Source organism: Ruegeria sp. AA3 (assembly GCF_056542905.1).
The window spans coordinates 1-26,097 of sequence record NZ_JBQGAQ010000010.1 but is presented as its reverse complement, the minus strand read 5'-3'; the positions used below and the strand labels follow the sequence as shown (position 1 = coordinate 26,097).

Annotated in this window: 17 protein-coding genes; 14 read left to right on the top strand and 3 right to left on the bottom strand. The window is 54.7% G+C overall.

Going from position 1 to position 26,097, the window contains the following annotated elements; genetic code table 11:
• Positions 1-167 precede the first annotated feature (167 nt).
• The gene (locus tag ACR0JR_RS16295; protein WP_480457040.1) at positions 168-3,368 is read right to left on the bottom strand and encodes an endonuclease/exonuclease/phosphatase family protein; all 3,201 of its coding nucleotides are present in this window, start codon (positions 3,366-3,368) and stop codon (positions 168-170) included.
• Positions 3,369-4,137: 769 nt separating this feature from the next.
• On the opposite strand from ACR0JR_RS16295, the gene ACR0JR_RS16290 reads away from it, so the two are divergent.
• From ACR0JR_RS16290 to ACR0JR_RS16280, 3 genes are read left to right on the top strand one after another with little or no spacing between them, the layout of a single operon-like run.
• Positions 4,138-11,127, top strand: coding sequence for a GAF domain-containing protein (locus ACR0JR_RS16290; protein WP_480457039.1), 6,990 nt, complete (start codon positions 4,138-4,140; stop codon positions 11,125-11,127).
• A 3-nt stretch (positions 11,128-11,130) separates the two neighbouring features.
• On the top strand, positions 11,131-11,472 hold the full coding sequence (locus tag ACR0JR_RS16285) for an Hpt domain-containing protein (protein ID WP_480457038.1): 342 nt from the start codon (positions 11,131-11,133) through the stop codon (positions 11,470-11,472).
• The gene (locus tag ACR0JR_RS16280; protein WP_480457037.1) at positions 11,465-12,490 is read left to right on the top strand and encodes an adenylate/guanylate cyclase domain-containing protein; all 1,026 of its coding nucleotides are present in this window, start codon (positions 11,465-11,467) and stop codon (positions 12,488-12,490) included. Before ACR0JR_RS16285 ends, ACR0JR_RS16280 begins: the two co-directional genes overlap by 8 nt.
• 464 nt (positions 12,491-12,954) lie before the next feature.
• Here the strand turns inward: ACR0JR_RS16280 and ACR0JR_RS16275 are convergent, their stop codons facing one another.
• Both ACR0JR_RS16275 and ACR0JR_RS16270 read right to left on the bottom strand, forming a co-directional pair.
• The gene (locus ACR0JR_RS16275; protein ID WP_480457036.1) at positions 12,955-14,268 is read right to left on the bottom strand and encodes a type I glutamate--ammonia ligase; all 1,314 of its coding nucleotides are present in this window, start codon (positions 14,266-14,268) and stop codon (positions 12,955-12,957) included.
• Positions 14,265-15,143, bottom strand: coding sequence for a MurR/RpiR family transcriptional regulator (locus ACR0JR_RS16270; RefSeq protein WP_480457035.1), 879 nt, complete (start codon positions 15,141-15,143; stop codon positions 14,265-14,267). The genes ACR0JR_RS16275 and ACR0JR_RS16270 overlap by 4 nt, the downstream gene beginning before the upstream one ends.
• Positions 15,144-15,211: 68 nt before the next feature.
• On the opposite strand from ACR0JR_RS16270, the gene ACR0JR_RS16265 reads away from it, so the two are divergent.
• From ACR0JR_RS16265 to ACR0JR_RS16215, 11 genes are all read left to right on the top strand, one after another.
• On the top strand, positions 15,212-15,985 hold the full coding sequence (locus ACR0JR_RS16265) for an N-formylglutamate amidohydrolase (RefSeq protein ID WP_480457034.1): 774 nt from the start codon (positions 15,212-15,214) through the stop codon (positions 15,983-15,985).
• Complete coding sequence (locus ACR0JR_RS16260) at positions 15,982-16,623, top strand: cysteine hydrolase family protein (protein WP_170780980.1); 642 nt, start codon at positions 15,982-15,984, stop codon at positions 16,621-16,623. The genes ACR0JR_RS16265 and ACR0JR_RS16260 overlap by 4 nt, the downstream gene beginning before the upstream one ends.
• Positions 16,616-17,326: an ABC transporter ATP-binding protein gene (locus ACR0JR_RS16255; protein ID WP_480457033.1), complete on the top strand. Its 711-nt coding sequence runs from the start codon at positions 16,616-16,618 to the stop codon at positions 17,324-17,326. The genes ACR0JR_RS16260 and ACR0JR_RS16255 overlap by 8 nt, the downstream gene beginning before the upstream one ends.
• 29 nt (positions 17,327-17,355) lie before the next feature.
• Positions 17,356-18,510 (top strand): ABC transporter substrate-binding protein, encoded by a 1,155-nt coding sequence (locus ACR0JR_RS16250; RefSeq protein ID WP_480457032.1) that lies wholly within the window; start codon positions 17,356-17,358, stop codon positions 18,508-18,510.
• 41 nt (positions 18,511-18,551) lie between these two features.
• Positions 18,552-19,256 carry an ABC transporter ATP-binding protein gene (locus ACR0JR_RS16245; protein WP_170475436.1) on the top strand — a complete coding sequence of 235 codons (705 nt, stop codon included), beginning with the start codon at positions 18,552-18,554 and terminating at the stop codon, positions 19,254-19,256.
• Between the two features lies 1 nt (position 19,257).
• Complete coding sequence (locus ACR0JR_RS16240) at positions 19,258-20,154, top strand: branched-chain amino acid ABC transporter permease (RefSeq protein WP_480457031.1); 897 nt, start codon at positions 19,258-19,260, stop codon at positions 20,152-20,154.
• Entirely contained in the window at positions 20,151-21,179 is a 1,029-nt protein-coding gene (locus ACR0JR_RS16235) for a branched-chain amino acid ABC transporter permease (RefSeq protein WP_480457030.1), read from the top strand. Before ACR0JR_RS16240 ends, ACR0JR_RS16235 begins: the two co-directional genes overlap by 4 nt.
• 3 nt (positions 21,180-21,182) lie before the next feature.
• Entirely contained in the window at positions 21,183-22,121 is a 939-nt protein-coding gene (locus ACR0JR_RS16230) for an acetamidase/formamidase family protein (RefSeq protein ID WP_480457029.1), read from the top strand.
• A 528-nt stretch (positions 22,122-22,649) separates the two neighbouring features.
• Positions 22,650-23,741: a hypothetical protein gene (locus tag ACR0JR_RS16225; protein WP_480457028.1), complete on the top strand. Its 1,092-nt coding sequence runs from the start codon at positions 22,650-22,652 to the stop codon at positions 23,739-23,741.
• A 213-nt stretch (positions 23,742-23,954) separates the two neighbouring features.
• Complete coding sequence (locus tag ACR0JR_RS16220) at positions 23,955-24,149, top strand: DNA polymerase beta superfamily protein (RefSeq protein ID WP_480457027.1); 195 nt, start codon at positions 23,955-23,957, stop codon at positions 24,147-24,149.
• 213 nt (positions 24,150-24,362) lie between these two features.
• Positions 24,363-25,727, top strand: a complete 1,365-nt coding sequence (locus ACR0JR_RS16215) for an alpha/beta fold hydrolase (RefSeq protein ID WP_480457026.1) — start codon at positions 24,363-24,365, stop codon at positions 25,725-25,727.
• The last annotated feature ends 370 nt before the right edge of the window (positions 25,728-26,097 follow it).

Below are 26,097 nucleotides of genomic sequence, written 5' to 3'. Positions count from 1 at the left end.
ACGCTAACAGGTCGAACACATGATTTCGCCCACAGCCCATCGCAGTGACATAATTCTCTAGCTCTCCAGGAGCCATTAACACACCGTTTAGGCCGCATCGCGATACAGCAATGCGGCCGTCGAAGCTGCCGTTTTCATAGTGCACAAGTAGCTTGTGCGATTTCACACTACGCGATCAGGTTGTGATCAATCACATCAAAGGAAAATTCATCAACCGTAAACATAGTATCACCGCTTGCGGCCAACTCCACCGCGTCAAAACTCGTGCGGCCCAACGAACCTTGGAAATCACCGTTGGCGGCGTCCGCGATCAGCGTGCCCACAAGCTCTCCGTCATCGTAGAACGCAACCTCCACTTCGCCGTTTCCATGACTTTCGTCGAAGCTAAACATAAACTCCACCGCCTCAAGATCCGCGTCCTCCAACGAGATCATCAAGCTTTCATCACCGTCGACTGACCTGGCTTCGCGTCCGAAGATCGGATCGTCGAAGGAATAGACACCTATCGCGCCATGCTTGGTGGCGACAAACTCGAATTTGGTCGGGTCAATCGCATCCACCTTAATACCAACATCCGAAAATTTGAGACTTTTGCGCACGGGACCAAGCCGGTCGACATCCACAACTTCGCCATCGATGCTCTCGAATGCTGTGGTTCTGAACCACCCATCTGCTTCGAACTCGATCGCCAGTGTCTGTGTGTCGGGCAGAAACAGGCTAGTCAGCATCGGGTCATGATCCGACGCTCGCGCGCTGGTTGCAGCAAATTCCGAATTGACATGGATAATGTCCACCAATGCGCCGGCATACAATCCCTCGGAGACCAGAATATGGTCTAACGATTGGCTGTTTCCCTGAAACTCGAAGGTATAGCGCTCGTCTTCCGGGATATCGTTTGTCAGGTTTACAAGGCTGGTGTTGTTTTCAAGATCGGCCACAGGTGAGACAAACTCGAATTCGTTGAAGTCACCTAATACAACCGCATTGGCCTCAGCACCAAGACCATTGACGAAGTCCTGCACCGCCTGGCTCTGAGCCTGACGTTCATCCAGACTGCCATTCACTGTAACGTCCTCTTGACGTGCGGCAAAATCCTGTTCGGCCCCCAGAATGGGCGCGGATCCGCCTTTGGAGGAGAAGTGGTTGTTGACCACCGTCACCGTCTCGCCGTTGAAGACGAAATCAGCGACCAGCGGCAGGCGTGTGCCTTCGAACGCTTCGCCGGGACCTTGCCCACCGATGGTTTGCACCGATCCTTCAACCAGCGTGACACGCTCGGGATTGTACAGGAAAGCCGTGCGGATATTGCCGCCGGGCTGACCGCCCGATGTTCCGTCGCCGATGAAGGTATTGTCGATCACCTCATAGGCCGGACCACCTGCGGCAACGATGGCCGCGGCCAGCTCCGCAAGGGTCTCCGCTGCCGAAACGGTTCCGTCATCGACCGAGCCGGAATTGTCCTGCACCTCTTGCAGGCCAATGATGTCGGGGCTGCCCAGGTTGTTGGTGATCTGCGCGGCAATGGCGTCGAACCGCCCATCGGCCACATCCCGATCACCGTCGTCATCATTTGGATCGAGGTTAAGCACATTGTACGTCGCAATTGTCAGTTCATTGGCCGAACCGGCAATGTCGGTCGATTCCGGTTCCAATCCGGCGGATTGAATGTTCGGGGTAAAATCCTCGGTCGGCAGGATTTCGAAGTTTCCGAAACTGTACCCAACCACGCCTGTGACGTCGCCGAGAAGATCACCAACGTTTACCGAAGGGAAGTCAAAGTCGAAAATCCCGCTGTCTTCGTCGATCTGGATTTTTTCGGGGTTAAAGTCATCTGGCGAGATATTCAGCGTGCCGCGCTCGGAAAGACCCGTGGCACCGCTGCCCTGATCGGTAACGGCAAAAATCTCGCCAAACCGGCTGGTTCCGCTGACGGCTTGCAGGTCGGTCGCCGTCACGCGCATGCCTTCGAGGCTTTCGAAGAAGTCGATGCCGTCCTGAATGGGTTCGAATGAGGCAAAAGCATCATCGTCGATGCTCTGGTTCGGAACTGCCCATTCACCCGGATCATTGCCGATCATAACTGCATCTGGCAGGGTATTGCCTGAAGACTGGACTTCAAGATCGAACACATTCGTCAGCTGCGTACTCGACAGGTTTCCGCTGCCTGTACCGCCAGGGAAAAACTCAGCAACTGTTCCACCCACTGAAACTGCGTCTCCGACAGAGACAGTCGGGCTGGAACCAGTGAACACGAATATCGCGTCTGAGGTGGCATCATCACCGTCACCATCCGGTTCCTGCAAGTAAAACCCGTTGGAATCCACCGCTGTAACAATACCGCTGGTCGAAACCAAGTCGCCAAAAACGTTCGATGTGCCGGCGGGGAGGGTCTCATAAAACTCGGCAACGGTCTGCCCTTCGGACAGAACAAAATCAGACACATGACCCGCACCCTGGATCTCGTAGATTGCAACGATTTCGATGTCGCTGGCCGAAACAGACACTTCCACGATAGGGGCGAGGATGCCTTCATATGCCGGGTCATCGGATGTGACAGAATGCTGTATTTCCGCGATCTCGGCCGCCTCTGGCAAATCGTCATCAACCGCGGTCACTGCAACTTGCTGCGGCTGATCAAAATTTGTCGCATCAAATACAAGCTCGGCCGGTACGACATCCAGATCAGCGCCCACCGCGATGGTGATTGTGACCGGTTGCGTAGGTGCGACAGACAATGTGACTTCGTATGTATCCGCCATGCCACCTTCATCGGTGGCAAGGTCCAAATCGTTGATTATAACTGAGGGCGACGGTGTGGCATCAGTGACAGTGAAACTCGCCGGTTCGATATCGTCGATCCGTGAATTATCGGTCACCCAGTTTGCCGTGTTGTTGATAGCTGCCTGTAGCTCTGCCTTGTTGCCTGTAAGCGGACCATTATAGACTCCGTTGTCGGTCTCGGGAATAGCCACAGCGCTGGTGCCCACAGTCAGACCCGCGGGCAGGGCCGAAGTGTTTGAAGAAGTTGCGTCAGCTTCATAACCAGTGCCGTTGAAATGAACAGACGCAACAAAAGACGGCGCGGTCTCGGTCCCCTGATAGGCATGTATCTGATCCCCGCTTGCAGAGAAGGATGGCCCCGAGAAAGCTGGATTTATTACGGTTCCCGCCGCGATATTTGCAGGTGCCGTCCAGATAAAAACACCCTCAGTACTGCGAAAACCGCCCGCTGCGAGCCAGCCATTGTCAGTAAATCTGATCTCAGTCCCGGCTTCGATGTCAGTCAGGGCAACGAAAGTGAACTCATCAGGGTTGTCAGAATTGAAACCGGTAAACGCAATATCGCCAGCAGCTAAAACGGTCGTCATGTCAGTACCTCTTTATAGATAAGAAAAAAGGCAGCGGCCTACGAGAGACTCGCCGCAACACAACCCAAGGTAGCGTACGCTAGAGGAATTAGTTAAAAAGTTGTGTACAATCGAACAATACGGCGGAGCTTTGCCGCTAGATGTTCGTCAGGCCGTTGCTCACATAAGCAACTGGTGAAAATCGCAATGTTTGAGCAGTTCTAAGTGCAGTCAGTACTTTGTTGGAGTTCATTTTTTATCTGCCAAGAATAGACCATCAACATGGCTGCAACCTAAGTGCCGGCTTTCAAACAAGTTTCGCGCATTGATTGCTATAGAAATGAAAATAGTAGCCCAAACCAGACACTCAAATGTGCCAAACGGCCCCAACCGGACCCGCAGCCCGTTGACTCCATGCTGCGGCGCGGCCCGTCGAACCTGCCGTTCGCTGCGAGCGCAAAATCAAAGGCTGCCTGAACATTCGACATGCGGACCTTGCGGCCATCCGCATTTTTGGCCCGGTGGGCCGCTCGCAACCCAAAGATGAAATACATCAGCGATGTTTGAGTATTCTGGGAAGTTTAACACATCTCCTATTTAGGCCACTTTTTTCGCAAATAGAGCGGCTTTCTTTATGACTCTGCGGATCTTCCCAAGGCCACACCATACCAGCATCGCCCGAAGCGCATTGAATACTGTCTGCAAAGAAACTCTGTGACTTCTATCTTATGCCCAGTAAACTCCGATGTTGTGTGTGTTTCATTAGTTGGTGCGGGAGCTGCGAACGCAGGTGGGTGGAAAGAGGACATCGGAAGAGACGGGAAGTTCAGCGTCGTCGTCTGCGCAAAGTTCGGGGCTCAGCGCGGATGATCAGCAGGCGCGGTTCGAAGCTACTGCGCGGGTTATGCAGGCGATTTCTGAGACCAAGGATGACATCCAACCAGTATGCGACTTGATTTTAACGCTGGCAAAAGATCTCTGCGATGCCATTTTTGCTGGTCTGGTTCTCGGGCAAGAAGGGGATGCGCGTCAGCAACTGATTGCCAGCGTCAATCTGCACCCGGATATTCAGCAGCTGTGGCTCGACGGCAAATACACGATGGAGCCAGGCAACTCCATCGTGACGGACACTATTCTCAGCGGTAAGACGAGGCGTGTTGTCGATATGGGCGACACCGATTTCCACAAATCGGGTGATGAGCGCTTTAAACTCATTGTCGACACGCATGGGTGCAGAAGCAATCTGTTTGTTCCTTTGAAAGTGGGTGGCAGTGCAATCGGATGCCTGATGCTGGCACGGGATGAGGTGCGACCGTACTCCGACGATCAGGTCCAGCTGGTTGAAACTTTCGCCGCGCAGGCGGTCATTGCAATTGAAAATGTTCGCCAGTTTAGCAAGCTGCAGGTCCGTCTGGCTCGTGAAGGGGCAACGCGCGATGTGCTGGAGACGATCAGTCGATCTCGGGAAGATGAAGCGCCAGTCTTTCAGACGATCCTGGAAAACACGGCCCGGCTTTGCGAAACAGATGTAGCCACGTTGAGCCTGCTAAATGAGGCAGGAACTCATTTGGAATACGCGGCCCATTTTGGTGATCAATTGGCTACGTACAAGGTAGGCGTGGATCGCTGGTCTTTGGAGTCAAATTTACAAATTGCCGAGTCCGTGCGGCAATCGCGCGTTATTCACAACGTCGATTTGCGCGAGACAGACCACTACATCAATGGGGATCCTTGGCGCCGGCAACTGGTTGATGAGGAAGGTGTCCGTTCGTTTCTAACGGTTCCTTTGATGTCGGCAAATGGTGATCCCGTCGGTGTCATTGGGATCTACCGGCGTGAAGTGCGGCCATTTACTGAAGATGAAATCTCTTTGGTCGAGGGCTTTGCGGCGCAGGCTGTGATCGCAATAGATAACACCCGTCAAATGAAGGAACTGCACACTCAGTTAGAACGCCAAACGGCGACGCAGGAGGTTCTGAGTGTTATCAGCAAAAGCCGGGACAACGATGCGCGCGTCTTTGAAGCGGTGCTGCAGCAGGCCACGGAAATCTGTGACGCGGATCAGGCGGCACTGGTTTTGGTCAACGCTGCAGGAACCCATATTCAATTGGCCGGTGCATGGGGGCACGATAGAACCGACGTCGAATTGGGAGAAGAGTGGCCTCTTGATGGTTCAGTCACGGCGGCGGCGGCGATACGAAATTGCAAGGTTGTACGCGTCGAGGACATCGCCGACACTGAGTTCTACCGCTCGGGTGATCCTACTGCTGTTACAATGGTTGAGGTCGAAGGCATCAGGTCACGGGTTGTTGTGCCATTGATGCAGGGGGAACAGGCGATTGGTGCGATCGCAGTCAGCCGCCGCGAAGTCCGCCCGTTTTCTGATCCCGACGTGCAATTCATTGAAGAGTTCGCCAAACACGCAGTCATAGCGATAGAAAATACGCGCCAATTTCGAGAGGTTCAGGAACGACTTGAGCGCGAAAAAGCATCGCGAGAAATCCTCGAAGTCATAAGCCGTAGCCGCGACGACGAAAGGCCGGTTTTCCAAAGCATTCTCGAAAACTCCAGCCGTCTGTGCAAAGCGCCACTCGCCTTCTTGTGTATCGCTGATCACGAACGCGAGATCGCAACGATTCCAGCCAATATTGGTGCGAGAATCGATTTTGACGAAGCGCTCAAAAATTTTATGGAGCCACTTACACGCACTGAATTAATTGCGATCAAACCAATGATTGATGGCGAGGTCATTCGCCAGGACGATATCGCGGACGATCCCCTTTACCTCAGGGATCGTGACCCGAAACGGGTTCAGATGGTTGAGATTGAAGGAGCCCGCTCGGTTCTGGCGGTTCCGTTGATGAAGGATGGCACCGGTCTAGGGGTGATCGTGCTCTATCGCCGTGAAGTTGCGCCTTTCTCAGATGATGATGTGGCGCTGGTCCAAACCTTCGCGGCTCAAGCCGTGATCGCAATGGAAAACGTCCGCCAGTTCCGCGAAGTTCAGGATCGGACAGCCGAAGTAACGCAAGCTTTGGAATACCAGACCTCTACATCCGAAGTGCTGCGGGTGATCTCGGCGTCACCAAACGAGTTGGCACCCGTTCTCGACGCTATCCTCAAAGAAGCGTCGCGCATCTGCGAATTGCAGGATGCCTATGTTGCGATGCTGAACCCCGACGATCAGCTCTTTCATGTTCATGCGATCCTTACGCAGGACACGACTTTTGCGGAATACGTCAAAGCTCATCCTATTTCACCTGATGAAAGCGGTGTAAGCGGGCGTGCCATTCTGTCGAAACGCACCACCTATATCGAAGATGTCGAAACCGAGACGTCTTATACTTGGATGGAAGAAAGCGGCGTCGGGGAATACAGGTCCGTGCTCGGCGTCCCGTTGGTCAAGAATGGCGTTGTCGTAGGTGTAATTTCAGTCGGGTCAACCGAGGTTTCGGGATTTTCCACCAAGCAGATTCAGTTATTAGAAACATTCGCCGACCAAGCGATTATCGCCATTACGAATGCCAACCTGTTCCGCGAAGTCGAGGAACGCACTGCCGAAGTCGTACAGTCACTGGAATACCAGACTGCCACGTCAGAAGTATTGGATGTCATCTCTCGCTCGCCTAACGATCTTCCACGGGTTCTGGATGCGATCCTGGAAGTTTCCTCACGTATCTGCGACCCGGAATATGCATTTTTTGCAATGCGGGATGCTGACGATGGGTTGTACCGTGTGGCCATGTCCCACAACGTGAGCGATGCGTTTCTGAACTATTTATCAGACAACCCCATAGCCCCAGAGGAAGGTTCGTGCATCGGTCGCACGGCCCTTCATGGCCAGACCGTCTATGTCAAAGACACGCGCAAGGATCCGACCTACACATGGAAAGTGGCGGCAGAGATCGGCGATTACCTCACCACGTTGGGCGTCCCCTTGGTCAGCGACGGCGTAACAGTTGGTGTTATCGTCATGGCGCACCGGAAATCCGGGGCGTTTAGTGAAAAACAGATCAACCTGTTAGAGACATTCGCGTCCCAGGCCGTGATCGCCATCAACAACACTCGGTTGTTCAAAGAAGTGCAGGCACGCACTGCAGAAGTTGAAGAAGCGCTCGACTATCAAACAGCCACGTCTGAAGTGCTGGGAGTGATCTCGCGCTCGCCAAACGAACTCGATCCCGTACTCAAAGCTATTTTGCAAGTGGCGGTTCGCATCTGCAAACCCGAGGCGTCTTACGTCGCACTACTGAATGAAGACACTGGAATTTATGACATTGCTGCGACCCATAATTCCGCCGCAGCTCATTACGACGTCATAACCCGTCAGGTGCTTGTTCCAGACAAGGGCACGACCACGGGACGTGCCGCGTTGACAGGCAAAACGGTGTATATTGAAGATTTTGAGCACGACCCGGACTATGCTTGGAAAGAAGAAGCACTGGGTGCCGGATTTCGTTCGGCTTTAGGGGTCCCACTGGTAAAGGATGGAGTCACGCTCGGCGTGATTTCACTTGCTCATTCGAAAGTTGGGGCGTTCTCGGACAAGCAGATAGCTTTGGTTGAAACGTTCGCTTCGCAAGCGGTAATTGCGCTTGGAAATGCGCACCTTTTCGACGAGGTGACAGCCCGAACTGAGGAAGTTGAGGAATCCTTAGCGTACCAGAAAGCCACAAGCGAGGTGCTCGAAGTTATTTCCCGATCTCCTGATGCATTGGAGCCTGTACTGGAGGCGTTGCTGGCCGTTTCGTCTCGCATTTGTCGCCTGCAGGATGCCTTCGTTGCGCTTAAGGCACCCGAAGATGGGAAGTACCATTATTTTGCCGGGCACAATTTGTCGGGCAAATTCGCGGATTTTTTAAAGGCGCATCCTTTTGAGCCCGGGGAAACATCGGCCACGGCACGTGCGCTTCTGCATGGACGGGCCGACTATGTTGAAGATACGCAAGCTGACCCCAATTACGATCCGCTGCTCAAATCCAATCTCGAGGGCTATCGATCCGTCCTTTCCGTGCCACTGATCCGCGATGGTGTCACAATCGGTGTCATCAGCATGGGCAGCCGAATAACTGCGGCTTTCGACGAGAAGCAAATCAAGCAGATGGAGACATTTGCGTCACAGGCGATCATCGCTATTCAGAACTCGCAGCTTTTCAATGACACGCAAACCGCGCTTGCCCGCCAAACAGCCAGTGCAGATGTGCTGCGGGTAATATCTGAATCCCCAACCGATACCAAACCCGTGTTCGAGAAGATTGTTGGTCTGGCAACCACGCTGATAGATTGCGACCTGGCAATTGCTATTCAAGCAAACAAAACCGAAATTTGGCAGGTTGCTGTCGCAACGCCAGAAGGTGTGGAAAAAGTCGAGTGGACGGATCGGCTTCCGATTGACCCCGAAGACAACCTGCCGTCCTGGGCAATCAAAAGCGGCAAGACGCTACACATGCCAAACTGGCGCTACGATGAACTGCCGCGGCGCGACAAGAAGATATTTCGCGAGAAGGGCTTTAAATCGTTTTTGATGGTGCCCTTGATGCGTGGAAAAGACTGTTTCGGCAACTTGGTCTTTATTCGAAAGACGTCCAAGGTTTTTACCAAAGACGAAGTGTCCATTGCCGAGTCATTTGCCGCTCAGGCCATAATCGCGCTGGAAAATGTACGCCTGTTCAATGAAACTCAGTCTTCCTTGGCCCGGCAGACTGCGAGTGCTGATGTATTGCGGGTGATCAGCCAATCACCCACGGATACAACGCCTGTTTTTGAGGTGATCGTAGATTCCGCGACACGGCTTGTTTCGTGCGACATGGCCGGTGCGGCGTTGTCGGATGAGAGTTTCTGGTGGCAAGTGGCTTTGGCCTCGCCCAAAGGGCTGATACGTGATTTCGGAAGAACTCGGCACCCGCTGGATACGCAAGACAATTTTCTGTCGTCGGTATTGCTGTCTGGAAAAACCATGCATGTGCATGATTTGTCGTCGGGTGACTTGCCGCGGTTGGCAAAGAAGCTTCACGAAGAAAGCGGGTTTGAAGCTTTCCTTGGCGTGCCATTGATGCGCGGAGGCAAATGTCTGGGCGGCCTCTATTTCATCAGAAAATCCAAAACACCCTTCTCGGATGACGATATTGCAATGGCCGAGTCCTTTGCCGATCAATCTGTTATTGCGATCGAGAACGTACGCCTTTTCCGCGAAGCTGAAGAGGCGCGCGAGGCTGCTGAAACTGCCAACGAAGCAAAAAGCGCATTCCTGGCCACCATGTCACATGAGATACGCACGCCCATGAACGCGGTGATCGGGATGAGCGGCCTGTTGATGGACACAGAGTTGGATGCAGAGCAAAGCGACTATGCAAACACCATCCGCGATAGTGGTGACGCGCTGTTGGGTATCATCAACGAGATCCTCGACTTCTCGAAAATTGAAGCCGGGCAGATGGATATCGAAAACCATCCGTTCGACCTGCGCGAATGCATAGAAAGCGCTCTCGACTTAGTCAGCGGCAAAGCCGCCGAGAAACAACTGGATTTAGCCTATGAGTTCGATGACGCGCTACCACTGGCGATTAGCGCGGATCTGACCAGATTGCGGCAAATTCTGCTGAACCTGCTTTCTAACGCAGTGAAGTTCACCGAAAGCGGCGAAGTGGTTCTGTCTGTTGAACAATCCGCCAAGGTACAGGGATCGCTCGAACTAACGTTCAAAGTCCGAGACACTGGAATCGGCCTATCCCAAAAAGGCATGAGCCGATTATTTCAGTCCTTCAGTCAGGCAGATAGTTCAACGACCAGAAAATATGGCGGCACTGGTCTGGGTCTTGCGATCTCGAAACGCCTAGCAGAACTCATGGGCGGGACCATGTGGGCTGAAAGCGATGGCGAGGGGAGCGGTTCCACCTTTGTTTTCAAGATCCAGGCCAAACCTGCAAAGCCAGTTAAATCGTCTTCTCGCAATCTTGTTGGTGTTCAGCCTGAACTCGAAGGCAAGCGAATTTTGATGGTGGATGACAATGCCACCAATCGTAAAATCCTTTCTCTGCAAACCGAGAAATGGGGCACGCAGACAACGACGTATGGATCGCCGTCAGAGGCGCTGAGCATACTTGAAGAAGGCGTCGAGTTCGATTTGGCCATTCTCGACATGCATATGCCTGATATGGATGGAGAAGAGCTCGCAAAAAGGGTTCGCGCCAAGAAACCGGGCTTGCCACTCATCCTTTTCAGTTCACTTGGCCCTCGCGATATAGACCTTGAGGATGGGCTCTTCGCCGCCAACCTTGCCAAACCTTTGCGCCAATCCCACCTGTTCGATACCCTGGTCACATTGTTCGCGACTGAAAAGGTGCGCGTAGAGCCGTCCAAACCTCAGGGCAAACCCCAAACAGATCCGGATATGGCCACACGACATCCACTGCGGATTTTGCTGGCCGAGGATAATTTGGTGAACCAGAAACTTGCGCTGCGACTGCTGGAACAGATGGGCTATCGCGCTGATTTGGCCAGCAATGGTGTTGAAGCGGTCGAAAGCGTCAACCGGCAAACATATGATGTCGTTTTCATGGATGTGCAAATGCCCGAGATGGACGGGCTTGAAGCATCTCGTCGTATCAACAAAGCGAATCCGGATGGCAGTCGTCCTCGCATAGTCGCGATGACCGCGAACGCCATGCAGGGCGACCGTGAGATGTGCCTGAAAGCAGGGATGGACGACTACATCACTAAACCGATCCGCGTATCGGTCCTAATTGAAGCCCTGTTAAATTCCCCCAGAATAAGAAGGTGATCCATGACAGACAGCCCGATTGATCATGAAATCTTCATGGAGCTTAAAGACGCTACAGGCGAAGATTTTGCAGCCGAGCTTGTGACCACCTTTCTCGACGAAGCGCCTGGCATGATTGACGAATTGAAAGCGGCTGCGGGCGCGGCTGATGCCGACCGATACCGCCGTGCTGCGCACTCCATTAAGTCGAATGCCAATACCTTTGGGGCGATTGCTCTCGCCGAACGGGCCAGGAAAATCGAGCTCGGAGAGCTGCCTGAAGCCGGGGACCTTACGGATGCGACGGCGCTGGAAACCGACCTTGCCATTGCTGCAGCTGCTTTACGGAGCCTGATTCATGTCTGACGCCCCGGGTCATTTGCTCATCGTTGATGACAACAAGGTGAACCGCTTGCTTTTGTCGCGCAGCGTAGAGCTTTTGGGTCACCAGGCATCGGTCGCGGAAAACGGCCGGGTCGCAATGGAGATGTTGTCTAACCAGCCATTTGATTTGCTTCTGCTGGATATCGAAATGCCTGAAATGGACGGCTTTCAGGTTCTCGAAGCCATCAAATCAGACACCGACCTGCGTGATCTGCCGGTGATCGTGACGTCATCTGTTGAGGGGCTCGACAATGTCGTGCGCTGTATCGAATTGGGTGCGGAAGACTACCTGCCAAAACCGGTCAATAAGACACTACTCGGTGCGCGCGTCGCCAGCGGTCTTGAAAAGAAAAGACTCAGGGACGAGCAGAAACGTCTGCTAGAGCGCTTTGCAACAACGGAGGTTGCACAAGACCTGCAAGAGTCTGGCTTTGCGATAGGTGGCAAGCGTGCCAATGCTTCGGTCCTCTTCTGTGACATTCGAGGTTTCACGACCTTGTCTGAAAATCTCGCACCAGAGGAAACAATTGACCTGCTCAATACGTTCTACACGTTGATGTTCGAGGCTGTTACCAGCAATGGCGGAATTGTCAGCCTGATGCTGGGTGACGGTTTGATGGCTCTTTTTGGAGTTCCGCAACCACTGCCCAATACTGCGCAAAGTGCAGTGGCGGCAGGGCATGAAATGCACAACATGATCGAGATGTTAAATCTTGAAAGGCGCTCAGAAGCGAAAAGTGACCTGAAAATCGGCATCGGAATAGCGACTGGCGAAGTCGTCGCCGGCTATGCCGGTACGGACAATCGAGCGACGTATACTTGCATAGGATCGACCGTAAACCTTGCTGCTCGCCTCGAGGCAGAAACTCAGAAAACCGGAAGCCGTATATTGATTGATCAAGAAACCTTCGATCTGTTGGAAGGGGCAAATGTGTTGGAGACATTTGGTAGAACAATGATCAAAGGTTTCTCCGATCCGTTCGATATCCATGCGCTATGACCATTCATGCAACCTGGCAAGCGCATCTACACCGGGTGTAGTTGCGCTTGTGGCTTTGCTTTTCGCCCGATGATTTTCATATGTGGCTCAGTGATTGGAGACTAGATATCGTCAAACTTCGCAAAGTCCGCTTTCTGCGCATTGCTGCCATTTGGGCAGTTCGCAGCAATTTGTACTTTGGACTCATTTCAGGTGTTCAGCGTCAAATTCATGAATGTCAGCTTTGGGCCGCGCTTACCAGTGTCAATGGCGCCAATCGGTGCTTCTCGGCCGTTTGTGCGAGGTGCAGCTTCTGGACCTATGAACTCAAACCAGCCATCTGATGGTTTTGGTCAGTCTATACTGCTCTAACGACAGCAAAGCGAGACATCTGCGCCCAATTGCAGATAGAGATGGACTGTCGACCCTAAACTCAGTACGCCCTAAAACACGGAAAATACTAAACTAAGGTTCTCCTTTTTTCCTCAATACGTCTCCTCATACAAACGGCAGCGAGCATCCGTTTCCAATTCTGCAGTTCTTGTAATCTCAGACTGTTTATGTGTGCGATAGACCTGCGCAAAACCGTCCGGGAACCAACCTGTTGCCACTGGGTTGCTCGCGTAGCGGTCCAGCGCCTCTTCTAAGGTTTGCGGCAGTCGCACGATGCCCTTTTCGGCCAATTCAGAAGCGTTCAGAAGCGATAAATCATCTTCTGTCGGGGTCGGCGCAGCCAAGCCTTCTTCGATGCCTTGTGCTCCGGCGAAAACAATAGCTGCCAATGCCAGGTGGGGCGAGGCTGCCGCGTCGGCAGCACGGTATTCGATATTGAATTGCCGAGCGATTGAGGTCGGATCCTTGGCCGTCATTGGGCAAATCCGCAACGACGCCTCGCGGTCGCGGAATCCCAGATTGTTGAAAGCAGCAGACCAACGATGCGGTGTCAGGCGTTCATACGAGATCACCGAAGGCGCAGTCAGGGCCAAAATCGCATCCAGATACTTCAGAACTCCGGCAGCGAAAGCACTCGTCAGGTCCGACATGCCGCACGGCCCATCTTTGGCGTAGGTCAGCGGCGCGCCCTGATCATCCACAAAGCTCATGTGGATATGGACTCCGTTACCAACACTCGCGACATCGCGAATAGGGGTATAGGTGGCCCGCTCGCCATAGACATGCGCAGTCGCATAGGTCAGTTCGCGCACCATGACGGCCGCGTCCGCCGCGCGCACCCCCAGTTCGGGGCCGATGACGACCTCATATTGGTTTGGACCATATTCCTTCATGATCGAATCCGGTTTCAGACCGACCTGAGAAATCGCGTTGATCAAAGTCTCACACAGATCACGCTGAAGGCCAAAGCCCCGGTGGCCATAGGCTTCGTTGGCCTGAGTTGGCGGATCTTTCAACTGGAACTCATGCTCGAAGGCGGCCAGCATATTTGCTCCTGAGACCTCGTGCAGCCGCTCCAGCGCCGCCCTCAAGAGACTGCGCGTGCAGAAGTCCCACGGGTCTCCGTCCAGCGTGACGATATCGCCCATAAGAAAGTGCAGACCAGAGTCTTCGCCGAATTCGACCTTTGCCTCGGCCGTGGCGTCCGGGATCAGAAGAAGATCGCCCAGCGCGCCAAACGGGCTTTCAGCAATTCCGTCAAAACAGTTGATCTGAACGTTGGTGGGTGTCCACCCGACCCCGCGCTGCAACCGCTTGTTCAGTTGATCCGCCGGAAAGGCCTTGCCCCGCAATTTCCCGGCTAGGTCTGAGGTGGCGACAAACATCAAGGGGGTTTTGGGCATCATGGGTTAGGGTCCTGATTGTGGGATCGCATGGCATCCCAGGCTTCGATGCGGGATTTCGTCTGATCCCAGTTGTCTTCGGCGACGCGGGTCACCAGCGCCTCGGTGACGGCAAGGGCCGCTGTGTACGTATCCCAGAGCGTGCCGCTTTCGATCGGAACTGGCAAGATTTCTGCCGCATGTCGGGATATGGGCGACAACCATTTGTCTGTCATGAGGACAACGCGAACCCCTCGATCCTGCGCGGCTGTCGCGGCCAATCGCGCCAACGCAGGTTGGTAACGGCGAAAATCGACCAGAAACAGGATATCCGCAGGCTTCATCCGTAGCAGGTATTCCGGCCAGACCTCATTGTTGGCCGGAAGATGATACACGCCGCTGCGGGTTTGGCGCAGGTGAAAAGACAAATGCTGCGCGATGGTGTCACTGATCCGACCGCCCAATATATAGACATCGTTCTTAGGTTGGCTCAGTACCGAGCATATGCGCTGAAACTGCGCCTCGGTGATACCTTCTGCCGACAGTGCCATCTGGGACGAGGCCCGCGCGATGAAGTCGCGTAAGAACCCGCCATCGACACTGCGCCCTTCGCCGTGCAGATCAGTAGGCGAGCGTTGGCCCTCTTTCAGCTCGGACAACAGAGCACGCTGGAATTCCTGATAGCCCCCCAATCCGATCTTGGTAACAAACCGAGAGATCGACGGGGCCGAGACCTCGGCGCGCCGGGCGAGTTCCTGGATCGTGACCAGACCCGCATAGGGGTAGTCGCTCAGCAAAGCAGCGGCCAGCTTGCGCTCGCTCGCGGTCATGCGTTCAGCCTTCGCTTCAATTCTCTGCCTAACAAGCAAGCGGCACCTCCTGATCTGAATGGATCGCATGGAATAAAAATTTCAGTCAATCTATTTTTTATTGACTCTGAAAAAACTTGTTCTCTAACGTAGGCCGCATGAAGACATCAGTCGCAACCCAAGAACTGCTGGTCACCGGGGATCCGGCCCCGGTAGAATGGGTGAATCGTGACAGTGATGCGAAGATCGCGCTACTCTGCGAACACGCCGGGCGCGCAATCCCGCAAAAGCTAGGCGATCTGGGTGTCTCGGAAGAGGTGCAAGCCAGCCATCGCGGTTGGGACATCGGGGCCGAGGCCGTGGCCCGGCAATTGGCTGACCGCCTACGGGCCCCTTTGATCTTGCAGCGCTATTCCCGGCTTGTGATTGATTGCAACCGCCCGATCGAGGCCCCGGATTCAATTCCGCCAAACAGCTTTGGAGAGCAGATCCCAGCCAATCTGAACTTGACGGCTGCGGATCGCGCTGCGCGCCAGCGCGAGATTATGGCCCCTCTGAACGGTGCCATTGAACATATGCTGGACCGGGCGCCGCGCGTGCTTGCGGTGTCGATCCACTCCTTCGCCGCACAGGTCGATGGTGAGACGCGACCTTGGCACGCTGGATTTCTGACCCGCGTTGACTCGACCACGGGACAAGCCGCTATCGACCATATCTCGGCCCAACGTCCCGATCTGCACATGGCGTTAAACCAGCCCTACCAGATCGACAGTGAAAGCGACTGGTTCATACCGCGTTTCGCCGAACCGCGCGGACTGGCGCATTCGCTGGTCGAAATCCGCAATGACCTGATCCGCGATGCAAAAGGCGTCGAGGATTGGGCGCAGCTTCTCGCCGATGCCTTTACCCGGATATTGGAGACCAAGACGTGACCTTGACCCGCAATGTTCCACTGATCCCATCGCAATCTGCCCTGTTGTTCATTGACGTGCAGAACTATTCGGCACATCGCGACGGCGCCGAGTTCAAAGACCTGCCCGCAGCTGAGTTCAATGAGAAATACGGCTGGTTTTTCGATCAACTGGACACCCGCGTGATCCCGAACATGCAGGCCATACAGGCCGCCTGCCGCACTGCCGGCGTCGAGGTCATGTATACCAATATCGAAAGCCTGACACTCGACGGGCGGGATCGGTCGCTGGACTATAAGATCACGGGCTTTCATGTTCCCAAGGGCAGCTGGGACGGAAAGGTCATTGACCAGATCGCGCCCCAAAGGGATGAGATCGTGCTGCCGAAGACGTCTTCTTCGGTGTTTGTGTCCACGCATGTTGACTATATCCTGCGCAACCTTGGAGTCCGTCAGATCGTTTTGTCTGGTCTTTTGACGGACCAATGCGTGGAAAGCGCCATCCGGGACGCGTGTGATCTGGGCTACCTTGTCACTCAAGTCGAAGACGCCTGCCTGACCCATACGCAGGATCGGCACGATAATTCTCTGCGTGCGATCAAGGGCTATTGCCGACAGATCACCACAAAGGAACTGGTCGAGGAATTGGCCGGTGCTTGAACTGAACGGTATCACCAAGACTTTTGGGGGGGTCCACGCCGTCGAGGATGTGACCATGTCCGTCGCACCAGGCGAGGTGCGCGGTTTGATCGGCCCCAATGGTGCAGGCAAGACAACGCTGGTCAACCTGATCTCTGGTCTGCTGACCCATTCGGCAGGAAGCATGTTGCTGGATGGCGAGCCGCTGGACCACCTGCGCGCCCACGAACGCGCGGTTCGCGGCGTGGCGCGGACGTTTCAGAACCTGCGGGTCTTTCCAAGCCTCAGCGTCGCGCAGAACATCGACGTCACCCGCTATTCTGGCCGGGGCGCTGAAATCGTCGAGGCCGCGATCCCGGAGTTCGGCCTTTCGGACAAGCTCAACCAGAACGCCGGGTCGTTGGCGTATGGTCAACTCCGGAGGTTGGAGATCGTTCGCGCGCTGGCGCTGAACCCACGTGTCCTGATGTTGGACGAACCCGCCGCGGGGATGAACGAACAGGAAACGGAAGCTCTAGGCAGGTCTCTGACATGGGTTCGAACACATTCGGACAGCGCGATTTTGGTAATCGATCACGATCTGAAATTCATCATGTCGCTTTGTGACAAGATCACCGTTTTGAATATGGGCGCCATCATTGCCGAAGGCGCCCCCGAAGAAATAACCAAGAACCAAGAGGTTATCGACGCTTATCTTGGCGAAACCGATGAACGTGCCGCGTGACGCAGGCGGCTTTCAACAGGAGAACAAGTATGAAAAAGTTGACCCTTACGACTCTGACCGCCATGAGCCTGGCCCTACCCGCGGTCGCCGAAGATACGATCAAGATCGGACTGGGTGTACCGATGACTGGTGATCTGGCTATCTATTCCGAATACCTGGGCGCGCGCTGCATGGCGGATATGATCAACGCCGAAGGCGGCGCTGGTGGCAAGAAGATCGAAGTTCTGGTGCAGGATTCCGCTGGCGACACGCAGGCCGCCATTTCGTTGGCGCAGAAGTTTCTGGACGAAGGCGTCGTTATGCTGGGCACCACGCCGTTCTCAGACACGATGATCCCGGTCGCTCAGATTGCCCAACCTTACGGCGTTTCCATCTTCCAGCCGCAATCCACGCAGGTCGAGATGCACGCGGGTATCGTCGACAACTTCTTTACTGGCGTCTCGCCTGATCCATTCACGGCAACGGCGGCTGCAAACCACGCGCTCGGCGAAGGGGTCAAGAACGTGGTTCTGCTGACCTCGGATGAAGGCGGATCGTGGTCCGCGCGTACCCCGCTGTGGTTCGGTCAAGTGATCGAAGAGGGCGGCGGCAAGGTGTTGGCCAAGATGAATTTCAGCTTTGGCACATCGGACTGGTCGCCTCAGATCGCGGACATGAAAGCACTGGGTGAAGAGATCGATGCCGTTTATATTTCGTCGATCATGCCTGATATCGGTGTACTCGTGCGGCAGCTGCGCAGCGCTGGTATCGACGCCTGGGTGGTCGGCTCGGATGGGTTTGACGATCCATCCCTGGATGCAGTCGCGGCTGATGATCCTGCGATCCTCGACAAGGTTTTCTTTGCCACGCTGGCCCCCAGCCATGACGAAAGCGCAGTGGTCAAGTTCATGGCCGATTGCAAGGAGTTGGGCCACGAAGTCCCCGGCTTGTTCCCGGCCACCGGTGCCGATACGGTCAAGGCCGTTGCCTGGGCGGTTGAAACCTCGGGCAGCAGTGACCCGGCGGTGATTGCGGAAACGATCCGCACAGCCGAGTCGATCCCAGTACTGACAGTCGACAGCATTTCGTTCAAGGACACGAAAACCTATGCCCAACGCACGATCCCTGTGATTGGCTACAAAGATGGCAAGCGGGTTCTGATCTCGAACGAAATTCCCGAAAACACACCGAAAGACTGGAACTGAGCCAAAAGACGGGGGCGGTTCCAGCCCCTGTTTCCAATCCCATGCTGAATGTTGAAAACCTGATAGTTTCTCACGGTCCGATCGAGGCCGTGCACGGCATCTCTTTCGCCGTGGAGAAGGGCCGCTGCGTGTCCTTGCTGGGGCCCAATGGCGCGGGCAAGACCTCGACCATCTCGGCGCTGATGGGTGTGGTCAAGTCCTCGGGCCGGATCACCTTTGACGGGGCCGATATCTCTTCGCTGCCTGTGGAAGCACGCGTGCAGGCGGGCATGTCCGTGGCCCCCGAAGGACGCCGCATCTTCTCGAACCTGAGCGTCGAGGAAAACCTGGTTCTGGGCGGTGCCACGCGTTCTGACCGCGCGGCCAAAGACGCCGACATCGCCCACTGGCTTGAGATCTTTCCTATCCTTGGCGAACGCAAAGACCAACCCGCAGGCACCTTGTCGGGCGGTGAGCAGCAGATGCTGGCCATTTCCCGCGCCTTGATGACACGCCCCAAGATCCTGTTGCTGGATGAACCCAGCCTGGGTCTGGCCCCCAAGATCGTAAGCCAGATTTTCCAGATGATCGAACAGCTGAAAGCGCAGGGAATGACGATCCTTCTGGTTGAACAGAACGCAACGCAAGCGCTGCGCCTGTCGGACTACGCCTACCTTCTGAACAACGGGCGGATCGTGGCCGAGGGGACGAAGGAAACACTGGGCCAAAGCAGCGCGCTTATGGCGGAACTGACGGGGATCGCCTGACATGGAATACCTGGCCCAGCAGATGATGAACGCGCTCGCTTTTGGTGCGGAATATGCGCTGATTGCACTCGGTCTGGCGATTGTCTTTTCGATCATGGGGCTGGTGAACTTTGCCCATGGTGAGGTGATCGCGGTTGGCGGTTACACGATGGTGGCCTTTGCTGCGCTGGCGTTGAACAACCCCTTTATCGTCATAGGCGGAGCTATCGCGGCGGCCATTTTGATGTCCTTGCTTTTAGAGCGTGTGGCATTTCGCCCCGTACGCTATGCGGACCCGACTACGGGCCTGCTGACCGCCTTTGGTGTCTCGATCATTCTGCAGAATGTGTTTCTTCTTGCCGTCTCACCTCGCCCAGTGGCCGTGACGTCGCTGTATTTCTTAGACTGGCCCGTGCAGCTTTTGGGCGTTCAGGTATCTTCCCTTCAGGTGTTCGAGGCGGTGACAACGGTGCTGGTGATCGTCGGGCTGATGCTGTTTCTCAAGCGCACGACACTGGGTCTGGCAATGCGCGCCGCCTCGCTGGATTTTGAGATGGTCCGCATGGTCGGCGTCAGATCCAACAGGGTGTTTGCGGTGGCCTTCATGGTGTCGGGCCTTCTGGCTGGGCTGGCCTGTATTTTCATCATGGCGCGGCGTGGGTCGGTTGATCCGCATCTGGGGTTTAACCCAGTCCTCAAGGCCTTCGTGGCCTGCGTCGTCGGAGGATTCGGCAGCCTGCCCGGAGCCGTGCTGGGCGGCTTTCTTCTCGGCGCGATCGAGGTTGCCATGCTAGTCCTGCTACCGCAGGAATATGGCGGTATGAAAGACGCTTTTGTGTTTGGAATCATCGCCCTTGTCCTGGTCTGGAGACCTGATGGCATCCTGTCGCCTCCGACTGAGAAAGGGGACAAGATATGATCCTGAATCCCAGTCAGAAACGCGGACTGGTGGGCGCTGCGATCCTGGCCGCAGTATTGATCATGATTGGGCTGGTCGTGACCTACTTCGGCTCTCGCTATCAGCTTCGGCTGGTCTACAGCGCCTACGTGAACCTATTGGTTGTTCTGGCCATGCAGGTGTTCATGGGCAATGCGCGCCTGACCAACCTCAGCCACAGTGCCTTCATGGGGATCGGTGCCTATGTGGCCGCAATTTGCGTAACGCCGGTGACGGTCAAATCCATCTCTTTGCCGGATGCGCCTTGGGGGTTGAATGCCTTCTCGCTGGATCCGGTCAGCTCGGCCCTACTTGCCATTGCTATCACCGCCGTTCTGGCCCTGATCGTCGGACTATTTGTCGTGCGCCTGACAGGGTCCGGCGTGACCATCTTTTCCCTTGCCGTCCTGGTCATCGTGCATTCTGTATTCCTGTACCGCACCGACATTTTCAAAGGGAACCAGGCGTTTTTTGGCATTCCACAGGTGTTTTCACTGACGTCTATCGTGATCTTGTCAGTGTTCGTTGTGTTCATCGTGCGCCTGTTTCGCGAAAGCCGTTGGGGTATCCAGCTGCGTGCCTGTGCCGATGATGAGGTCGGTGCCGCCGCAATGGGTGTGAACATTCGCAGGTTGCGCCTGATTGCCTGGGTCCTGTCGGCCATCCTGCTTGCGGTCGCCGGGATTGCTTACGCCTATTTCCTTGGCACTATTAGCGCGCGGCCCTTCTATTTCAACCACGTCTTCCTGACTCTCGCCATGCTGATCCTCGGGGGAATGAGAACGGTCACAGGTGCGGTTCTGGGCACGCTTCTGATCTCGTTCGGGTTGGAATGCGTGCGCTGGCTGGAAACCGGCCCAGTCGTCTTGGGCATAGACCTGCCCGAAGTGCTTGGCCTGTCAGGCATTGCGTTGGGAACGGTCATCGTACTGACTATGGCCCTGCGACCTGGAGGGATCATGGGTGATCAAGAAATCGAAGACCTGGTTCTAAAAAAACAGGAGTAAGTCATGGGTTGCAACCATACTATTCACAAACACAACCATCATTTCGGCTGGGACAACTCCATCGAACCCGTCCTGAGCGTCGACCCCGGCGAGACCGTCGAGGTCGAAACCATCGACAGCTCGGGCGGGCAGTTGAACGCTTCCTCGACAGTGGCCGACCTGGGTACGCTGTCCTTCGACGCGGTCAACCCGGTCACAGGGCCGATCCACATCAAAGGGGCCCAGCCCGGCGATACGGTTGCCGTGACCTTCCTGGATTTCAAACCCTCGGGCTGGGGTTGGACCGCAAACATCCCCGGCTTTGGCCTGCTGACCGATCAGTTTCCCGAGGCGGCCCTGCATATCTGGAATTATGACACCAATGCGATGACACCCACCCTGTTTGGCCCGGGCGGGAAGGTGCCGCTAAAGCCGTTCGTCGGCACAATCGGGTTGGCGCTGGCCGAGCCGGGTCTACATTCTGTCGTTCCGCCGCGTCGGGTGGGCGGCAATCTGGACATCCGCGACAATTGCGTGGGCACAACGCTATACCTGCCGGTGGAAGTGGCTGGTGGGATGCTGTCGTTGGGAGATACCCATGCCGCGCAAGGTGATGGAGAGATTTGCGGCACTGCCATCGAAAGCCCAATGGACGTGGCACTTAAGGTCGACCTCATCAAAGGTGAAAACCTACCTTTCCCAAGATTTGAAACCAATGGCCCCGTCACTCGCCATTTCGATGCTGCCGGGTACAAGGCGACAACCGGCATCGGCGAGGACCTGATGCAAGCTGCTCGCGATGCGGTCTCGGGAATGGTCGATTGGATCGCGGCCACGACGGGGATGTCTGCGCTCGACGCCTATATGCTCTGCTCGGTGTGCGGCGATCTCCGGATCAGTGAGATCGTGGATATCCCGAACTGGACAGTGTCGTTCTACTTTCCGAAATCCGTTTTAGACTAAAGAATGAAACGACTGTTAGACCCTGCTCTGGATCCGTGCTTGAGCCTAGGCGATGAATGAAACTACCGGTTCCGAAGAAAATCTGCATGCGCATGTTCCAATCGAATTTCCCGGAAGTTTAGGGATCGAAAACGATTGATATTGGTAAAAAACTCTACCTACTACACCTTGTGTTTACGGCGATAGCCCCCAAATCCGTCACTCCGCTGCGTCCCTCTTTTTGGCACAATTCAGCCGCCAGCCAGACGGCTTGAGCCTTTGTTTCTAAAGGACGCATTTGAGAAGATAGCCGCTTCTGGGTCAGAAGTGCTTGACGTTTGGGTCAGAATTGAATGACGTGATTGACCGATTTATTGAGGTTTGGGCTGTCGATTGAGTCAAATATCGGTGACGTTCCACACCTTTTTGTAGGGGACACACAGTTATGCCACCAGCGACAGAACCTTGCCATTTTCGCCTCACTTCTTTCATCCAGCACCTAGACCGATTTCATTGATCCTGACTTCCTTTTGGAAAATCAGGGCTGATTTGCAGATCAGACACCAAAGGCGCCTGTTTCTGCTGATCTGCCACGTGGCGAATGTGGATGGGGGCGAGGCAATGCTATTCGGCAATGGTGGTGCGGCCTGCGGGCGTAAGGAAGCTGAAGAGGACTCGGCGACGGCAGTCCTCAGGGCTTGCGTGCAGGATTTTGTGCGTGAAAACTATCCGCTGCAGACCGGCGCGAAAGAGCTGGGTACGGAAATTTCAGCACCCAAACTCATCACGCTTGAACGCGCGCGGGAGCTACATGGGGTCGGCGAGGTTCGGGTGCGAGGTATTCTCGCCCATCTTCGCGGTCAAAACGCGAGCGACCTTTCAAATATGAAAGATGTCAGCCATGAAGATCTGGTCGCCGTGCTCGACTTTTGGTCTGGATTGCAGAATATCAAAGCCACCGCGACTCAGTTGAATATCCATCCGGTCCAGGTGAAGGCGCTGATCCGGCATAACGTTCTGGAATCCTATCGTTTTGGAACGTCTCTGCGCTATGTGCCATCGTCCTCGGTACAGACCTTGCTGACTAGACTTGAAGGCCTACGCATTGCCTCTCGGGCCCGTCATAGGTTGCCCCTCTCGGAGTACAGCCGACAGAGCAGGGTGGCCCTAGCTCGCGTTGTCGCCGATTTGGCAGCAGGCCGACTGACCGGCGTTTGGAGAGATCCAGACGTAGAGGGGTTGGCTGGAATTCTTATAGACTGCGCTGAGATCCTGGAGAAATCGGAGCGCGTGTTTTCCGGCGACCTGTCGCTTCTGGATGCGGCGGCGCGCTTGAGAATTAGCATCGGGTCAATTCGGCTATTGCGGGATTGTGGATACCTGAAGCAGGTAATGCTGCGAAACCCGGACACGCAGCACTATCGTTACTACATCACTGAAGAGAGTATTCAGGCTTTTGAAAAACACTATGTAACGCTGGGCCAAATGGCAGAGCAGTTTGAGATCGCCGCGATCCATTTGGCTCCGGCGCTGGATCGAAGAGAAGTTGAGACCATCCCCTGTCAAGCCGGGTTTGTTCGGGCGTACCCGAAAGAGACGCTAGATGTGGTTCGGGATATGGCTAACAGAGTAACGAGTTAATCTGATCTGATGATCTCAACGGATATTTGAACCAGTGCGCGCGGCGGAGTTGGCCAGATGCTCTACCGCGCATGCTCACCAATAATAGTGGGGTTTGGGGCATGACAATGCCGCCTCCGATGGCCATAGTTCCGCGGTTGCTTACTTGGGTCCTGTTGACAACAACTATGGTGTACCGTCCCAGATGGCTGTTTTGATACTGTGAGATACACGATGACCCGTCCAACTTTCACCTCTAGCGTTTCGCCTGAGATCGAGCAGGTCATCCAATCTAAGCTCACCGCTTTAGAAGCGGACTATGATGTCCGAGTGCTGTTCACCATTGAAAGCGGCCGCCGTGCATGGGGTGTCATGTCGGCGCTGCTTTGCGGATTATTCCAACTGAGACGCGACACAAAAACAACGTAAGGGCGCCGATCATTAGAAAGACGCCCTCCAAAAATGATAACTTGTGCCCAACTAGGTTCGGTACACGAAGCGGTAATTCAGCTGGGCTCAATCTTGGTTTCCCAACTCGAATGATGGACCGACATCGGCAGCTGGAGTAATAATACCAAAGGATATTACGTTTAATAAACCTGAGATTGGGTTAGTTTTAGCAACGTGAGGTCGCACAGACGGATGAAAAGGAAAATCTCAGCAGTCTTGAGTCTGGACGTGGTCGATTACACGCAACGTATGTCGGAGGATGCTGATGCTACCTTCCTTGTATTGCAACGCATTTTAGTCGAAATCATCAAGCCGGCGGTGAAAGGCAACTCTGGACGGATTTTCAAATTTCTGGGCGACGGAGCTCTGGTCAAGTTCGATGCAGCCACCGATGCAATCAATGCGGCCAGCGATATTTTGCAGCAAATGCGAAGTGAAGATCTTTCACTACGCGCGGGTATTCATGTTGGTGATGCCATGCCCAACGGCACCGATTTGTTTGGGGATGCCGTAAATGTGGCCTCGCGCCTTCAGGCAACTGCTAAGCCCGGCAATTGTCTTGTCAGCAAGACAACTGCTGATGTCGCAGGGACCTCGCTGAGCGTTGCATTGCGGCCTGAAAGTTCTTTGCGATTTAAGGGGGTACCAAATCCCATCGAAGCCTTTTCTATCGACTTTGAAGGCGACATCAAACGAGCGAAGAAAAAGCGTCAAGCCGAGTCCCAAGACATCAGGTTTGCAAAGTCAAAGGATGGAACGACGCTGGCCTGGACCTCAACCGGCGAAGGAAGAAAGCTGCTGGTGGCGCCGAACTGGCTCAGGCATCTGGAATATGACTGGACAATGAACACCATTGCCGGCTGGCTACCATTGCTGTCTCAGAGCTACTGCCTTTACCGTTTTGATGGCCGCAATAACGGTTTGTCCGAGAGAGGTGTGCAGGATATCTCGTTGAGCCGGATAGTGGAAGATGTAGAGGCCGTACTTAACGACACCAAAATTGAACGCTTGCCTTTGTTCGGCATTTCTTTCGGGGCTACTGTGGCCGCAGCCTTTGCTGCGCTACGTCCTGATCGTGTTTCAGGTCTGGTGTTGTTGGGTGGTTTCGCGCAGGGGTTGGAAGTGCGCTCCCAACCGGGCATTGCCGCCCTTGGGCAAGCAATGATGGATATGAGCTTAGAGGGTTGGAATGATGATTACCCTTCAGCGAGGGACTTGATGGCCCAGTCATTTTCTCCGGCTGCTAGTCCTCACGATCAGCGGTCCTATGCAGAATTCATGAAGTTGGCGATGGATCACCATGATTGGCAGCGAATTGGCCCTCTGGTCGCAGGGGTCGACATCACCGATATGTTGCCACAAATCTCTTGTCCTGCTCTGGTTCTTCACGCCAGAAGAGACAGGATGCATAGTGTTGATCAAGGCAGGATGCTGGCCTCCGGCATTGAGAATGCTCGCTTTGTTGGTATCGAAACCACGAACAACACAATGCCGGAATACGATCCCGCGTGGCCCAAAGCTCTAGCGGAAATCGATAAATTTCTTGACGGACTGTGACTCGCTAAGATCGCAGTCCTTACACGAACCGGCCGGTCACCGCGAGGCATACGGTCGTCATTAAAAGGCCCGGAGCTGCAAAATGCACTCGCAGCATCCAGTTTCCCTGGCAACGGCTGCTATGGGCTCAATGCAGTCTTCTGAGTCTTACAGTCAGATGACGGTTTAGGAAAGGATAGCGGTCATTATTGGTGGTCCTCCCGAGAAATTTCACCCGAAGGTCTGCATATGAACGGCGGCGGACTTTCGCTGAACTCTGCTGAACGGGAGAGTTGCGGAGATAGTGTTGAAAAAGTCGGTTGATTGGTTGGTCTGGCGCTGATTCACTCGTTTTGAGAGTGGAGGACTTAGCAATGATGGGACCGAGGCA